12 protein-coding genes are annotated in these 15,942 nt (G+C 40.3%); 6 read left to right on the forward strand and 6 right to left on the reverse strand.

The window, feature by feature from the left end:
- Positions 1-39 precede the first annotated feature (39 nt).
- Positions 40-1,014, forward strand: a complete 975-nt coding sequence (locus H8B17_RS19020; protein WP_190310809.1) for a lysylphosphatidylglycerol synthase domain-containing protein — start codon at positions 40-42, stop codon at positions 1,012-1,014.
- A complete protein-coding gene (locus tag H8B17_RS19025; RefSeq protein ID WP_223816675.1) occupies positions 992-2,128 on the forward strand; it encodes a glycosyltransferase family 2 protein in 1,137 nt (378 codons plus the stop codon). The genes H8B17_RS19020 and H8B17_RS19025 overlap by 23 nt, the downstream gene beginning before the upstream one ends.
- Positions 2,129-2,135: 7 nt before the next feature.
- Here H8B17_RS19025 and H8B17_RS19030 read toward each other — a convergent pair whose 3' ends face one another.
- The gene (locus H8B17_RS19030) at positions 2,136-2,930 is read right to left on the reverse strand and encodes a lysophospholipid acyltransferase family protein (protein ID WP_317171075.1); all 795 of its coding nucleotides are present in this window, start codon (positions 2,928-2,930) and stop codon (positions 2,136-2,138) included.
- A 33-nt stretch (positions 2,931-2,963) separates the two neighbouring features.
- Here H8B17_RS19030 and H8B17_RS19035 point away from each other — a divergent pair, with 33 nt between their 5' ends.
- Positions 2,964-4,319, forward strand: coding sequence for an alpha/beta hydrolase family protein (locus tag H8B17_RS19035; protein ID WP_190310811.1), 1,356 nt, complete (start codon positions 2,964-2,966; stop codon positions 4,317-4,319).
- Positions 4,320-4,337: 18 nt separating this feature from the next.
- Here H8B17_RS19035 and H8B17_RS19040 read toward each other — a convergent pair whose 3' ends face one another.
- Positions 4,338-5,048 carry an SDR family NAD(P)-dependent oxidoreductase gene (locus H8B17_RS19040; protein WP_190310812.1) on the reverse strand — a complete coding sequence of 237 codons (711 nt, stop codon included), beginning with the start codon at positions 5,046-5,048 and terminating at the stop codon, positions 4,338-4,340.
- Positions 5,049-5,053: 5 nt separating this feature from the next.
- Positions 5,054-5,977, reverse strand: a complete 924-nt coding sequence (locus tag H8B17_RS19045; RefSeq protein ID WP_223816676.1) for a lysylphosphatidylglycerol synthase transmembrane domain-containing protein — start codon at positions 5,975-5,977, stop codon at positions 5,054-5,056.
- Between the two features lie 521 nt (positions 5,978-6,498).
- Between H8B17_RS19045 and H8B17_RS19050 the strand changes: the two genes are divergently transcribed.
- From H8B17_RS19050 to H8B17_RS19060, 3 genes are all read left to right on the forward strand, one after another.
- A complete protein-coding gene (locus H8B17_RS19050; RefSeq protein WP_190310813.1) occupies positions 6,499-7,053 on the forward strand; it encodes a hypothetical protein in 555 nt (184 codons plus the stop codon).
- 77 nt (positions 7,054-7,130) lie between these two features.
- A complete protein-coding gene (gene gmd / locus H8B17_RS19055) occupies positions 7,131-8,285 on the forward strand; it encodes a GDP-mannose 4,6-dehydratase (protein ID WP_190310814.1) in 1,155 nt (384 codons plus the stop codon).
- A 113-nt stretch (positions 8,286-8,398) separates the two neighbouring features.
- The gene (locus H8B17_RS19060; RefSeq protein ID WP_190310815.1) at positions 8,399-9,334 is read left to right on the forward strand and encodes a hypothetical protein; all 936 of its coding nucleotides are present in this window, start codon (positions 8,399-8,401) and stop codon (positions 9,332-9,334) included.
- Between the two features lie 14 nt (positions 9,335-9,348).
- Here H8B17_RS19060 and H8B17_RS19065 read toward each other — a convergent pair whose 3' ends face one another.
- The 3 genes from H8B17_RS19065 to H8B17_RS19075 form a co-directional block, all read right to left on the reverse strand.
- Positions 9,349-13,050 carry an ATP-binding protein gene (locus H8B17_RS19065; protein ID WP_223816677.1) on the reverse strand — a complete coding sequence of 1,234 codons (3,702 nt, stop codon included), beginning with the start codon at positions 13,048-13,050 and terminating at the stop codon, positions 9,349-9,351.
- Positions 13,051-13,197: 147 nt separating this feature from the next.
- Entirely contained in the window at positions 13,198-13,977 is a 780-nt protein-coding gene (locus H8B17_RS19070) for a succinate dehydrogenase/fumarate reductase iron-sulfur subunit (protein ID WP_190310817.1), read from the reverse strand.
- A gap of 17 nt (positions 13,978-13,994) precedes the next feature.
- Positions 13,995-15,929 (reverse strand): fumarate reductase/succinate dehydrogenase flavoprotein subunit, encoded by a 1,935-nt coding sequence (locus H8B17_RS19075; protein ID WP_190310818.1) that lies wholly within the window; start codon positions 15,927-15,929, stop codon positions 13,995-13,997.
- Positions 15,930-15,942: the final 13 nt, after the last annotated feature.

A 15,942-nucleotide genomic window follows, 5' to 3' on the forward strand; every position in this document is an offset into this window, starting at 1 on the left:
AATGAAAAATTAGTAACATTGTGCTTTTATTATAAATAATTGACGAGACAGCAAAAGAAATATCTGAATCTGGGAATTAAGTTGTTCATTGTAGGATTGGCGACATGGTTCATTATTTCTAAGGTCAATAACCAAGAGAACCTATACGAATTTAAATCGCTATTGGAGCGTATTGATCCATGGACCGTTCGTGGGACACTGGCTATTGTTGTGGTGATGATGTTGATGAATTGGGCAATCGAAGTCGTTAAATGGAAATACCTTAGTCGGCGGATTGAGGTCATTAGTTGGTGGAAAGCGATAAAGTCGGTCTTTTGTGGTCTTACCTGGGCGATATTTACGCCCAATAGAATAGGGGAATACGGCGGACGTATCCTTCTTTTGAAACCGCGTAGCCGAGCGCGAGGTGCCATTGCTATGGGAGTTGGGCTTTTTGCCCAGCTCGTGCTTACAAGTGTGTTTGGTTCGTTAAGTATCGCTTGGTTTATTGCAACTTATCTTCCTACGCCAGATAGCGTACAATTTGGTGTTTGGCTATTGGCGATAATTTATGCCGTCGCATTTGTTGTGCTTTATTTCAATGTCTATTGGGTAGACTATCTTGTCGGAAAATTTAAATTTTTGCATAAGATAAAGCCATTCTTTTCCATATTGGAAGATTTTACGCCACGCGAATTATTGCATGTACTGCTTCTTTCCTTATTACGTTTCAGTATATTTACTTCTCAATATATCGTGTTGATGTTGGTTTTTTTGCCCGAATTGCCTTTTGTTGCCATGGTATTGATGATTTTTATTCTATTTTTCGTTCAATCTGCCGTTCCATCACTTGATATTTTTGATTTCAGTGTACGTAGCTTTGTCGCCAGCAATTTGTATAGCTATATTACTACACAGGAAATAGCCGTTATGGCAATTGTTTCCTGTATTTGGTTTGTTAACCTTATCCTTCCTGCTATTATGGGATCCGTATTTGTTTTAAATGTAAATTATGTGGGTGACAACAAGTCTTGATATATTTCTGATTACTATGACCATGGTGTATGTTATCCTGGTGTTATACATGCTGCGCGGATGGTTTCGTATCTCTTATTTTAACAAGGGAACAATAGGACGTACCTCCGTTTCTGTGCTGATTGCTGCACGCAATGAAGAAGATAATATAGCTCGAACATTAGATTGTATTATACTACAGGAATTTCCAAAAGAACTTTTAGAGATTATTGTGGTGGACGATCATTCCACCGATAATACGGCAGCAATCGTTGCTTCCTATGCTTCAAAAGGTGTCACCCTCCTGAAACTGAACGAGGGGGATAAATTAAACTCTTATAAAAAATTAGCAATTAGTCGCGCTATCGAACAAGCTTCAGGCGAAATTATCGTTACCACAGATGCAGATTGTCGAATGGGAACAAGATGGTTAGATACCGTGGTTAGTTATTTTGAAAAAACAGGTGCTTATATGGTTTCCTCCCCGGTAGTCTACAATGAAGAGAAGAGCTATTTTGAACGATTGCAGACGCTTGAATTTTTGTATCTTATTGGTTTAGGAGCAGCAGGTATTGGTAATAAACGTCCCACGACTTGCAATGGGGCAAACCTTGCTTACCGACGAGACTTGTTTTACGAAATGGGTGGTTTTAACGGCATAGATAACCTCGCCTCTGGTGATGATGAGTTATTTCTACATAAGGTAGCGGAAAAATATGCGGAAAAAATTGAGTTCTGCAAGTCGAAAGAGGCAATTGTGTACACCGATGCAAAAGCAACACTTTCCTCTTTTATCAGCCAGCGGAGACGTTGGGCATCGAAGAGTACGAAATATAGAGATAAACGAGTTGTATGGTTGGGAATCAGTATATGGCTGTTTAACTTGTCGCTAATAGTGGGCTTAGTACAATTCATTACAGATTTACCTAATATTAACGTACTGTTTTTGGTCGCGTTCGGACTGAAAGTAGTGGTTGAATTGGCTTTTATTTATCCACTTTCTAGTCTGGTAAATAGACATGCATTGTTGGTGAATTTATTCCCCCTGTCGTTCATACATGCCGCTTACCTTGTATATATCGGGGTGGCAGGCAATGTTGGAAAGTATGATTGGAAGGGGAGAAAGGTCAATTAATTTAATTTTAAGCTTCTACTTTTTTTTTGATAACCTCTTCGGCCTTCTTTACAATTTCCTCAGCATTCAGCCCGGTTGTATCCAACGGGCTTAACACTTCCCAGCTCATGGAGGTGAGGGGGCGTAATGGAAACATCCCATATTTTACCATTAAATAAGAACCTTTGATAGCAAGGGGCACGACTAAAGCATCGGGATTCTTCTTTAGAAGGGTGGCAATTCCGCCTACTGAAAAAGCTTTCATTTTGCCCGTTTTCGTGCGTGTTCCCTCTGGAAAAATAAAAGCTGACCAGTTTTTGGTTTTCATGTTGTTGGCCAGTTTCAAAATTTCGGCAATGGATTGCTTTGGATCTTTACGATCTATGTTTGCTGCGCCGCCATGTACCAAATTATACGATATGCTCGGGATTCCCGCCTTGGCCAATTCAATTTTAGAAATAAATTTCCCATGAAATCGCCGTAAAAAATAAATCATGGGTGGAATGTCAAATGTACTTTGGTGATTAGCGACGAAAATAATTGGTCTTCCTGTCGGAATATTTTTATTGTCGATAAACCGCGTTCGATTAAATAAAGTGTAGTTGCAAGCAACCAAAAAGCCGTTTAAAAGATCGACGCTTTTTTTGTGCAGAGTGTATCCGCCAAGTTTAAAACAAAGCCATTGAATAGGGTGGAAAATTAACAATGACACAGCAAAGCAGATATAAAATATAGGTGTAAGTACATAACCAAGTGCCTTTCTCATTTGACTAAAATTTTGCAAATATACTATTATTGGATGAGTTTGGGGAAAGGTTGGCATCCGTTTTGGTAGAGGAGGGTAGAATCAAATCACATGAGGAATATTCTTATTTTAAGCTTACTGTTGCTTCAATCCTGTTTGGGGTACGGTCAAAAATTTGTGGGGACATGGCAAGGAGAATTAAAAGTACAGGGTGTTGCCCTTCCGCTAGTCTTCCATTTGGAGAATGCCTCGTCTTGGAAAGGAACGATGGAGAGCCCAGCACAAGGAAACACGAAATTTCCTTTCAGCGCTATTGACGTCCATCAGGATTCTATATTTATAACTGTTGCTTCGATTGGATTAACCTACAAAGGCAAGCTATTAACAAACGAACATATTGAAGGCGTTATGTCCCAAAATGGTAAGACATTTCCTATGTATCTATCAAAAGTTGATCACACGTTAGCAAAACGACGACGACCACAACTGCCCGAGCCACCGTATAGTTATGATACATTAGATGTTACGTTTTCCAGTGAATACGACAATGTTAAGCTGGCGGGAACCATAACAACGCCTCCTGATGGCGAAAAGTTACCGGCTGTTGTCTTGGTTAGTGGGAGCGGGCCGCAGGATCGAGACGAGACGATTATGGCGCATAAACCTTTTAAAGTGATCGCCGATTATCTAACAAAGCAAGGTATTATCGTGTTGCGGTATGACGAACGTGGCATCGGTGCTTCTACCGGAAACTATCCAAAAAGCACAATAGGTGATTTCAGCCGCGACGTTATTGCTGCGGTTGGATTTTTGCAAAAACAAGAAGGAGTGGATCCCGCACGAGTGGGAATTATTGGACATAGTGAAGGTGCGCTTATTGCAGAACTGATCGCAGGAGAATCTTCCGCCGATATTGGTTTTATAGGGCTTCTGGGCGCACCTGCGATACCTATCGATTCTTTAATGGTGTTACAGGCCTATGAAATCGGGAAACTTACGGGTATGTCAGAGGAACAACTTCGGGAAGCGAAAGAAGTGAATCGCTGGAATTTTGCTACCGTAAAAAGTGATTTGGATGACGAGCATGCTTACCGACAGATTTTAGAGAACATGTCTTCATCGTTACCCAATCTTTCCGATAACCAAAAAAACGAAATAAAGATGATGGTATTACCGGCTTATCGATACTTTATGCGTATAGATCCTGTTCCGTTCATCAAAAGAATTGATGTTCCGGTATTCGCCGCCTTTGGAACAAAAGATGTGCAGGTACCTTTCGCACCTAATTTAAAGAGTTTGACTGACCATCTGCCCAGAAATGAGAAGAATTTTCTAAAAGCATATGATGGATTGAACCATCTCTTTCAAAAAGCTGAAACGGGTGCGATCTCGGAATATATTGATATTGAAGAGACTTTTAATGAAGGAGTGCTTTCCGATTTGGCGGAATGGATAAACGATCTGTAGAGATTATAACATGTATTTCTAAGGTGTCGTATTCGCGACCGGTAATGTTTTTCCGTTATAATATTTATGGCCATTCTGTGCAAAATCGGCTATGTAACGTCCCATTTCAAAAGCGAGCGTGCCCGCTTCTACACCGGGGAAAGCTTCCTCAAACATCTCCGTTTGTGACGAACCTAGTGCCAAACAGTTAACCTTGATGTTCTGCTGTTTAAATTCCTCTGCCAGGCATTCTGTCAATGTCGCCAAGGCTCCTTTACTTGTTGAGTAAGCAGAAAGGCCGGGGAATTTTGAAGCGCCTTGGAATCCACCCATACTTCCAATATTGACAATGTGTCCTCCGTTTTTCATGAGCGGAACGATATGCTTAATCATACTTATGTGTCCCAATAGATTGGTCTGTAGTATTTGAGCGAATTCTTCCAGTGATGTGTCAAGAAAAGATTTGTTAATTAATATGCCCGCGTTATTAACTAAAATATCTACTGTTTCGAACTTCGATTGAATGAAAGGAATTAAAGAATCTGGGTAATTGTCGTAAACAATGTCAAATTGAGCAGGATAAAGCTTTCCACCCTCTGGGTTGAGTGAAGTGGAAATTTCGTGGAGCTTGCGTAACTTATCTGCAGAGCGAGCCAATGCAATGACGTTGTTTTCCTTATTTGTGGTAAAGTCTAAAACTGCTTCAAACCCTATTCCACTACTCGCGCCGGTAATGATGATATTTGCCATAATGTTTATTCTTCTTTTTCTAATTCCTCTTCCACTTCTTCTGCAGAAGGTAATTTATTCATGCCAAGACGTTGAGGTCGTAAAATATAATAAAGACCTGAAGAAGCCACCAGCAGCGAAATAATATAAAAAAGTAAACTCACCAAAACTGCCAGGTGTGGGTCAAGCTGAAAATATTCTGCTCCAAATGCCATGAGCGATTCGCGTAATCCTGCTCCCCCGAGTATGGACGGTACAATAGCGACTAATGATGATACCAAAAAAATTAATAGATAGGGAGAGAACTTACCATCGAACCCTAACGCATATAGAATAGCAATGGCGCTTAACGTCTGAAAACTTTGTACGGCGAGTGCTTTGAGGTGGGTAATGATAAACTTTGATAGGAATTCTTTGAAAAACAGTTGTAAAAAATAAAGGTAAGTTGCGGTGCCTACTATAAGTACGCTAACCGTAACAACATTCGGTATAGAGAGCCGTGGCATAAACATGATAAGGCATCCGGTAATCATAGATAATGCCCACAGACCACTTAACCGGTCAAAAAATACCGCGGTCAATACTCTTCTTCCCCGGATCGCATAATGCTTTTTCAGAAAATATATTTTGTAACCATCTCCTCCAATACCTCCCGGTAAGAAAAAATTATAGAGTAGGCCGACTTGATAGAGCCTTAAATTATAACGTTCACTGATATGTAATCCGATTACCTTTAAAAAGCTATTTAAACGCGATGACGCGATCAGTTGCGATGTGCCGTAAGAAAATAAAGCTAAGAAGAGGTATAGCGGATTACATTTTTCCAGCGCACCCTTAAGTTCGGCAAAGGATATTTTTTGAGAAACCCAATAAATAGCTGCCCCTGTAATGAGTATTTTAAAAATGTTTTTAATGTATATCCAGAGCTTCTTTTTCCTTGTTGTCATCATTGTCGTCAGAGCGATAAAATGCGTGTATATAACAAAACAAGATACAAACATACAAAGATACCTGTCAAGGAAAAAAGCCAATTATATTCTATTTTAGCATACCTATCCCTTAATACCGGTATTAAAAAGGCTACAAATACAACAAGCAATAAAATGGGGAAAATGAACGCCCACCGGTGCGGGAAAAAAACCTGCTGAGACATCAACTCCGGATTTGTAAAATAAACGATGATGGGGAATGCGATAAGGATAATCGTAATCCGAAGCACTGCCTTTGCAACAATTTTGCTTATGGTATGATTTTTGGATGAACTCATTCAGTGCAAAGTTATTATATTTCCGCTAAAAAAGCCCCTGATGGCTGTGGAGATTTAAAAACAGATTCTATTTTATATGTACACGCAATTATATCACTTATAAAATGAATTACGCATTGTATTTTTTTATTTGTCATTCGTGAATGCTGAGCATTTTATCTAAGTTTGCGGATATACTCAATTCAGAAAACTAATTTTTACATTATGCGAAAATATATCTTATCTGTATGCACAATCTTTACATTGCTGGTGCTTATGGCATCCTGTGGCGCCCAAAGAAAATCTTCCGCCGGTGGAGGTGGATCGCTAGGAAATGATGGTCCTTCTGCTCGAGAATGGCGAAATGGGCTAAAGGGAAAATGGGTGCTAAATTCCGTAGACCGTGAGGATATCCCCGCTGCCTACACCATTAAAAATATTTTTGATGAAGCACCTGTTGATTGTTTTATTGGGAGTGTGTGGACTCTTCCGGGGGGAAATCATCAAGGAAGCATCGCTTTCAACGCTGCCGGTACACTATGTGCCGATGGTGCGGTGCGCACCATCGTATGGTCGGTACACGATGGTACGAAGGAAGGTGCTTACCCACAATTCCAATTTAAGAAAATCTACTCCGGTGAAAGAGCTAGAAATGTAACCTCAGGTTATCGGTTGGATCTTTCTTACTCTGACGGCCAGTCATTGGTTATGCGTATGCCTATCCCATTGGATAACGGAACAGGTAATCTTGTGTTAAACTTCTCGCGCATACAAGACTAATCACTCGTAATCTGTGACGGTGATGAGTTTAGGAACCAATCACGAGTAATGGATCAGGAGAATTATGATGAGTACAAATGATAAGTACAAATAAAGCCAAAGTTGCCTTAATTACGGGTATTACTGGACAGGACGGGGCATACCTCGCCGAATTTTTGTTAAAGAAAGGTTATGTCGTTCATGGTTTGAAGCGACGGTCTTCTTTATTTAATACCGACAGAATTGATCATCTTTATCAAGATCCGCATGCAACCCATCGAAACTTTATTCTGCATTACGGCGACTTGACGGATTCCAGTAATCTCATTCGGATTATTCAGGAAATCCAACCGGATGAAATTTATAATTTAGCGGCTCAATCTCATGTTAAAGTGAGTTTCGATACACCCGAGTATACCGCTAATGCTGATGGTATCGGCGCCCTGCGGATTCTGGATGCCGTTCGCTTATTAGGGTTGACTAAAAAAACTAGAATTTATCAGGCATCGACCTCGGAATTATATGGTTTGGTACAAGAAGTTCCGCAGAGTGAAAAAACGCCGTTTTATCCACGTAGTCCCTACGCTGTAGCTAAATTATACGGTTATTGGATTACTGTAAACTATCGGGAAGCGTATCATATGTATGCGTGTAATGGTATTCTATTTAATCACGAAAGTCCGGTACGGGGAGAAACCTTTGTGACACGTAAGATCACACGGGCCGTTGCGAAAATCGCATTGGGTTTGCAAGACAAGTTGTTCTTAGGGAATCTATCCGCGCAACGAGACTGGGGACATGCTAAGGACTATGTTGAAGCGATGTGGTTAATCCTCCAGCAAGAGCAACCAGAGGATTATGTTATTGCCACTGGTGTGACGACCACGGTACGGGATTTTGTACGTATGGCATTCGCAGAAGTGGGAATCGAGATCGAATTTAGTGGTAAAGATGAACTGGAGAAGGGCGTAATCATTGACCGTGACGACGAAATATTGAACCGATTAAACATCCCTATTGAACATGTTAAACTAGGTCAGACGGTTGTAAAAGTTGATTCACAGTATTTTCGACCGACAGAGGTAGATTTATTAATTGGCGATCCTTCCAAGGCGAATAATAAGCTCGGTTGGCTCCCCAAATATACCTTGCCAATGTTGATAAAAGAGATGGTAGATTGTGATTTACAGTTGATGCGAAAAGAAGAATACTTAAGAAGGGGTGGCTTCTCGATCCTGAACTATTTTGAATAGTTACCCGTATTTTATCTGCGTTTTAATTGGAATAGTTTTTGTGACATTATCGTCGATATGACAGTGATTGTACGGTGTTTTATGTAAAAAAGAGGATGTATAAACAACAACATATGGAAAAAAGGGCTGCGGATACCGCAGCAAAAAAATATCCGGAAGAGCCGTCAAAAAGAAGTAGTTCAAAAATTTATTTTTTTATTATAGCAATTGCAGCTTTGCTTGCAACGAATGTTTATTTTTATGTAAAGTTCAAATCCTCTGGAGAGAAACTCTATACGATGGCTATTCAGAAACAGGATTTGCAGATCGAGATTGATCGTATAGAAGCGGAATTGGACAATCTTGTGGCTCAAAATGTAGCTGGAGCAGACTCGTCGATGCAAGCTTCTGAAATACGTGCAAGAGAAATCATCAGCTCCTTGCGCGCCAAACTTGAAAATCAAACAATTTCGGAAGAAGATATCCTCGTAGCAACGAGAGAGGTGACTCGATTAAAGAGTGATGTCTCCGCTTTACGTTTGACGCTTAACGAGTTAAAAGTTAGGAATGAGCTTCTCCAAAAGGAGAACCAAACGTTGACTAGACAGGTCTCCACAACCGATAAAAAGGTAACTGCCCTTTCTCAAGAGAATATCGTGTTAAAGGATAAAGTTGACGTTGCTTCTGCGTTAAAAGTATCTAATATACAGGTGAATGGAATTTCGGTCTCAAAAAAAGGGAAAATAGAAACGGAATCTCGTGTCCGTAGAGTAGATCAATTGCAGATTCTATTTTCTATAGCAGACAACACACTGACACCGAGAGGCAATAAGGAGGTTTTCGTCCGGGTGATAGATCCGTCAGGCAACTTATTTGGCGATGCTAACAATATGTTTTACGTCCATGGCGAAAAATTGCAGTATACTTTCAAAGAGACTATTAACTTTACAAATAATGGGGAAGAGTATCAATTCCTTTGGTCACAAGATAAATTCAAGAAAGGAGCGTATACTGTTTTGTTGTATAATGATAATGCCATCATGGGACGTGCTAGTGCCGTCTTGAAATAAAACTTACGAAAAAATTATTTCTTATAGATAGGCAGTGTTATAATAAATGTTGTGCCTATACCCGGCTGGGTCATAAAATCAATTTTTCCTCCTATTCCAGTTACTGTCTGTTTTACAAAAGCCAACCCTAACCCCGTTCCAGAGCTCTTCGTGGTGAAATTAGGCCTAAATATCTTAGGAATAACGTCTTGTGGAATGCCAAAACCGTTATCCTGGACGAGAATTTCTATCAAATCTTCCTCGGTATACCGTAAGATAATGTTAATTTTAATTTTCTTTCTACCTAAACTTGCTTCGATAGCATTTTTAAATAGATTATTAAACGTCCGTAAGAATTGGTCACGGTCACCCTGTACAAAAACTGATTTGTCGGATGTTTCGTTGATCAAATTGATAGTGGTATTACTTGTATTGCTAAAGAGGTTGATAGCCTTTCGAATTTTTGCGACGAGATCAATTTGAACGAGACTTGTTTCCGGCAATTTTGCAAAAGCAGAAAACTCTGTTGCAATAGTGGAGAGCAGATCAATCTGTTCAATAATTGAAGTGGATATACGTTGAAAACGTTCTTCAAAGCGACTATCATTTTCTTGGTAAGAACGAATCAACTGCTGAATACCTAGCTTCATCGGCGTAAGCGGGTTTTTAATCTCGTGCGCTACTTGTTTTGCCATTTCGCGCCAAGCGGTTTCGCGTTCTACGTCTCGCAATTGTTTGGCGCTTTCTTCCAGCTTAATCAACATGTGATTGTATTCCTTGATGAGCATGCCGATTTCGTCGTTTCTATCCCAATAAAGTGGTTCGTTAATCTTGTTAGATAATTGTGTCTCCGCTAGCTTCATTCGTACAATGTCCAATGGTTTGGTTATTTTCCTAGACAGTGTCACAGCGATAAAACCAAATAGAATAATGATGAATGTGTAGATATTTAAAATGGTGTTTAGCAACAAATTCTTATTGTCCGCCGCATCTTTTTCTGTGGTATAGTAGGGGATATTTAGGTAGGCCGCCGTTGAGTAATCCTCATACTTGATGGCCGCGTATACAGAAGAGAACCAGAAATTGGAAATACGTTCCCGTTCATAGGCTTCGGAATTCCGCAGCACAGCCAGTTTACTCATTGCTGCCGGATTCATATATTCGGATATAAGTTTGAGATCAAAGATACGTTGCTGTGAGGAATAAAGTAGTTTCCCGGACTTATCATATAGATTGAAGTTCATCATGGTAGAAGGGGCCATTTCCTTGAGCATATCTACAATCTTTTCCTTAAACCCCTCTTGAGTTTGACTACTCGCCATATAATTTTCAATCTTTTTGGTTATTTCGGCGATTTCCTTTAATCGATTATTGGTGGTTGTTTCTTCCAACTGCCTATTTAAGCTGATGAAAGCTACCGCTCCTGATATCAATGTTCCCAATAAGACCGATGCACTCACCAGCGCTTGGATGCGTGTACTGTATTGGATATTGTTGAATAATATGCGGAAATGGTATTGAATTCTGTTCCATCGGAATGATATGCTAGAAAAAGTTTTAATAAGATAATTGATGAGATTAAATAAGCCGAAGAAGGTTAGCAAAAGAATAAAAACGATAGACGCTAGAGCCAAGTGTTCCCAAAGAGAAGCTTTCGGCGTACTGAAAATAATCGTAGTATATTGGTCCGGTTTATAGGCAAGATGGTAATAATGATCATTTACAGCTAGTGGTATATATTCTCGAAGCTTGTTTGGAATGCTTAAATCGTTTTCCATATAACTGTATGTTCCATATTGCGTAACCAGATTATTTCCCTTATAAAGGGCATATGAGTTATCTCTGAAGGAATCGGATTGCCAGTTCGTAGCATTATTATCCGCTAATACTTCCGGATATGGAAGGGAAGTACTATAAGAAAGGTTTTTTATATTGAGATAGATGTGGTGAAACTTGTCAGGGTCATCTTCGTAAGGGATAGAGAAATGGGTGAAATACTCATGTGTGCCCAACTCGCTACGCAAACGGTAAAAATTTGACGTAAAAGGGATCTTTATAGCGCTCTTGATGACGTTTTCACGATATTCCGCAGGTTTATCAACCGTATAGTTCTCCAAGGGAGTACCGTCGTTGTCATAATAGAACGCTTGGAATTCGAATCTCGACAGATAGCCACTCATATATCTTGTTTTAATATAGTCAGTGATATAAGGTATGTCGGGAATACTATCATCCAAGCTGAAAAGTTTACGCAATCGATAATCATGGACAATATTTTTTTCCAGATCGATAAATAGCGAAACCGCATTTACATCATCTTCGGCCAAAAGGTGAGCGATAGACTGTTCTATTTTATTCATCTTTTTTATCTCGTTGTAATGATTATAAGATATAACCGAGATGACCGAGAATAATAGTATGGTTAAAATAAAAGTGGAAAGCTGATAGGGCGACGAAAAATGATAAACCTTGTATGTCCGAAGAAAAACTAAAATGCCAAACAGGATACCGAAGAGAATATTAAAACCGATAAGCGCCGTGGCAATAAGTGCGAAAACCAAGCAAATTAATTCGATATTTAATATGGCTGTGATGTTATTGAGCAGTTGGCGTACCATTTGAACGACCCGGTCAATATACAATATTAAGGTGAGTACATTAAGGCAAAATAACAAGATACATAACCATCCGTAGGAGCCAAGATTGAGGATTTTGGTGAAGTCATTTTCATATACGGGAGAATGTGTAAGGAGCGTCCCGAGAAAATAATAGATAACATGACCAAGGAAATAGATCGAAAAAATACCGATGATGGAGAGCGTAACTGCATAGCGTTTTTTTGACAGAAAAGGGGGAGTTTGGAGGTGTTTCTGAATGGACATAATAAAACACATAAACCAAAACATCGCGCATGTCGTTACTAAAAACGACCAGATATTGGGCAAAAACTGATTATAGGCATAGTGTTTCGGATCAAATAATTCCAGACTGGAATGGATAAAAAGCCAATTTGATTGAAGATCTATATACCTTACAGCTACCAGTATACCAGCAAACAGAATAATTCCCAGCCATGCTTTTCCTTTTTTCGCAAAATAGATCGCAATACTATTGACTAATATAATCAAACACACCAGTCCAGCAACCCAACAAAAGAATTGCAGGTTAATAAATAGATTATCCTTCTTTCCCTCGATTAGCTTGACGGAAAATAGATAATTGCCTTGCTTGCTGTAAATATTACGTATGTTTTTGTTATCGTCATACCGAGCAATATCAAGATTGTTGACGCCGATAGTGGAAAGAAAATTATTACGTAAGAATTGGTTGGTATTTACGAAATTCCGTTTTATGGGAACCAAGGCGAGTACAGAAATACCGTTAGTGAGCTCTTTTTTCATTGTCAAAAAAGAACGGTTTTCTGTCTGAATAACAGAAGTTTTCTCGCTTAAACCGACATCGCTGAATGGCACGTAGATGTACGTGGACCAATGGACAATTTGGTTATCATTATATATATAAAAATAAATGTGTTCTTCGGCCAGCTTCGTCGTAAGGTTGGATAGCTGGACAGGATACTTGTCGGCGTGCTGAAATGTCTTTAAGATGAGACTGTCCTGCCATATTTCCTCAATTCTATCCTCGTACCAATGGATTTTTTGTGTGAGCTTTTTTTCATCTAGCTCGAGCATGTCTTCGTCGGTAATCGTGAAATGGATGGTGAGTGCTGTACCCATTAGGGATAGCGTTAGCATTAAGAGCAAAAACCGAATTTTTGTAAGCATCTCCATTCTTTTCCGTACGATGGATGTAAATATAAATAAAAGTCCCCGTTATGTGTATACATAACGGGGATACCTCATGCTTTCTAAGCTACGGCGTATCTAGGAATGGGTGTGTACATCTTCTTCACGGAAGAATTTTGCTCCAAAATATTCCCGGTTCATCCGAGCTATGTTCGATAATTTAATGCCTTTTGGACATTCCGCTTCACATGCTCCAGTATTTGTACAGCTGCCGAATCCTTCTGCATCCATTTGGTCAATCATAGCTTGTGCTCTTTCATAACGTTCTGTTTGACCTTGTGGTAATAATGCAAATTGCGAAATCTTAGCGGATACAAATAGCATAGCAGAAGCATTTTTACAAGCAGCTACACAAGCACCACAACCGATACATGTCGCAGATTCAAATGCTTCATCTGCAATGCGTTTTGGAATAGGGATCGTGTTGGCATCTGGAACACCCCCCGTGTTTACATTGACGTATCCGCCTGCCTGTTGAATACGGTCGAACGAAGTACGATCTACTGCTAAATCTTTTAAGACTGGAAAGGCGGCCGCTCTCCACGGCTCAATGACAATCGTCTGTCCGTCATGGAAAGAACGCATATGTAGCTGGCAAGTTGTTATACCATACTTCGGGCCATGTGGCCGGCCGTTGATAACCAATGAGCACATACCACAAATACCTTCGCGGCAATCGTGATCAAAATATATAGGGTCTTCTCCCTTACGTGTAAGGTCTTCGTTTACAACATCCAGCATTTCTAGGAAAGACATGTCGTCTGCGATATCCTTTGCTTGAATAGTGACAAATTTACCTTTGGTTTTATCATTTTTCTGACGCCAAACTTTCAGCGTTAAGTTCATATGTTGTGCCATGATAATATATCTCCCTACTATTTATAACTTCTTTGTGTTAATTTGACGTTTTCGAAAACTAACTCTTCCTTGTGCAAAACTTCAGCCTGATTTTCCCCTTGGAATTCCCATGCAGAAACAAAGGTGAAGTTTTCATCATCTCGTTTAGCCTCTCCTTCTTCTGTCTGAGACTCTAGACGGAAGTGCCCACCACAGGATTCCGCTCGGTTTAACGCATCGTCTACCATTAGTTCTCCTAACTCAAGGAAATCCGCCACGCGGCCAGCTTTCTCCAATGACATATTTAATTCTTCATTTTCACCTAACACTTTCACGTCAGACCAAAATTCCTTTTTCAACTCCTGAATTAAACCTTTCGCTTTTGTCAAGCCTTCCGCCGTACGAGCCATACCACAGTATTCCCACATGATATTTCCCAATTTTTTATGGATATCATCCACGGTTTTTGAACCTTTCAGGCTTAATAATGTATTGATTTTCTCTTCGACGTCCTTACGTGTTTGTTCGAAAGCAGGGTTGTTTTTATCAACCGGTGCAAAGCTTCCTAAATTTGCTAGGTAATCACCTACGGTGTAAGGAATGACGAAATAGCCATCAGATAGGCCTTGCATCAATGCGGATGCCCCTAGCCGGTTAGCACCATGATCGGAGAAATTACATTCACCCAGGGCGTACAAGCCAGGTACGGTCGTCATTAAGTTATAGTCTACCCATACTCCGCCCATCGTATAGTGTACCGCAGGGTAGATACGCATCGGTTGCTCGTATGGGTTTTCGTCTGTAATTTGGTAATACATGTCAAATAAGTTACCGTATTTGGCCTCTACGGTATCTTTTCCGAGACGTTTGATAGCATCCGCAAAATCTAGGAATACGGCCACGCCAGATTTACCAACACCGCGGCCGTCGTCTACCATTTCTTTCGCATTACGGGATGCGACATCACGAGGCACCAAGTTACCGAAAGAAGGATATTTTCGCTCTAAGAAGTAGTCTCTATCCTCGTCTTTGATATCCGCCGGTTTTAATTGCCCCTGACGTAATTTTTCGGCAACTTCTTGCGTTTTTGGTACCCAAACCCGTCCGTCATTACGAAGCGATTCTGACATCAGGGTTAGTTTAGATTGATGGTCACCAGTTACGGGTATACAAGTCGGGTGGATCTGTGTATAGCAAGGGTTTGCAAAGAAAGCGCCACGTTTGTGTGCTCTCCAAGCAGCCGTAACATTACACCCCATGGCATTGGTCGAAAGAAAGAAAACGTTTCCGTAACCTCCTGTACATAACAATACCGCATGTCCTTCATGTGCCTCTATTTTACCTGTCACCATGTCGCGCGTGATGATACCACGTGCATGTCCGTCAATCTTTACCAAATCCAACATTTCATGACGCGTGTAGGAAGTGACTTTACCTTTTCTGATCTGACGATTCAATGCCGAATATGCGCCTAATAACAACTGCTGACCCGTTTGGCCCCGTGCATAGAATGTACGGGATACTTGTGCTCCACCAAAAGAACGGTTATCCAATAAACCTCCGTATTCGCGCGCAAATGGAACCCCTTGTGCGACACACTGGTCGATTATATTAACAGAGACTTCGGCTAAACGATACACATTAGCCTCGCGTGCGCGGTAATCGCCGCCCTTAATTGTATCGTAGAATAAACGATAAACAGAGTCTCCATCATTTTGATAGTTTTTAGCGGCATTTATACCACCTTGTGCCGCAATAGAGTGCGCACGACGTGGAGAATCTTGGTAACAAAACGTTTTGACGTTGTAACCTAACTCTGCTAACGAAGCTGCTGCCGATGCTCCCGCCAAGCCGGTACCTACAACAATAATAGTGAATTTACGTTTGTTGGCTGGGTTGACCAGCTTCATGTTGAATTTATGTTTTGACCATTTTTCGGCTAGAGGGCCTGCAGGTACTTTCGAATCTAACATATTTAAATAATTT

Origin of the sequence: Sphingobacterium arenae (genome assembly GCF_014692505.1) — a bacterium.
In the GTDB taxonomy this organism is placed as follows: Bacteria; Bacteroidota; Bacteroidia; order Sphingobacteriales; family Sphingobacteriaceae; genus Sphingobacterium; species Sphingobacterium arenae.

What these genes read in the sequence shown, in the direction of transcription:
- H8B17_RS19025 (WP_223816675.1), top strand. Translation starts at nt 992, where the DNA reads ATGTGGGTGACAACAAGTCTTGATATATTTCTGATTACTATGACCATG.
- H8B17_RS19030 (WP_317171075.1), bottom strand. Translation starts at nt 2,930, where the DNA reads ATGCCAACCTTTCCCCAAACTCATCCAATAATAGTATATTTGCAAAAT.
- H8B17_RS19035 (WP_190310811.1), top strand. Translation starts at nt 2,964, where the DNA reads ATGAGGAATATTCTTATTTTAAGCTTACTGTTGCTTCAATCCTGTTTG.
- H8B17_RS19040 (WP_190310812.1), bottom strand. Translation starts at nt 5,048, where the DNA reads ATGGCAAATATCATCATTACCGGCGCGAGTAGTGGAATAGGGTTTGAA.
- H8B17_RS19045 (WP_223816676.1), bottom strand. Translation starts at nt 5,977, where the DNA reads ATGATGACAACAAGGAAAAAGAAGCTCTGGATATACATTAAAAACATT.
- H8B17_RS19050 (WP_190310813.1), top strand. Translation starts at nt 6,499, where the DNA reads ATGCGAAAATATATCTTATCTGTATGCACAATCTTTACATTGCTGGTG.
- gmd (WP_190310814.1), top strand. Translation starts at nt 7,131, where the DNA reads ATGATAAGTACAAATAAAGCCAAAGTTGCCTTAATTACGGGTATTACT.
- H8B17_RS19060 (WP_190310815.1), top strand. Translation starts at nt 8,399, where the DNA reads ATGGAAAAAAGGGCTGCGGATACCGCAGCAAAAAAATATCCGGAAGAG.
- H8B17_RS19065 (WP_223816677.1), bottom strand. Translation starts at nt 13,050, where the DNA reads ATGGGTACAGCACTCACCATCCATTTCACGATTACCGACGAAGACATG.
- H8B17_RS19070 (WP_190310817.1), bottom strand. Translation starts at nt 13,977, where the DNA reads ATGGCACAACATATGAACTTAACGCTGAAAGTTTGGCGTCAGAAAAAT.
- H8B17_RS19075 (WP_190310818.1), bottom strand. Translation starts at nt 15,929, where the DNA reads ATGTTAGATTCGAAAGTACCTGCAGGCCCTCTAGCCGAAAAATGGTCA.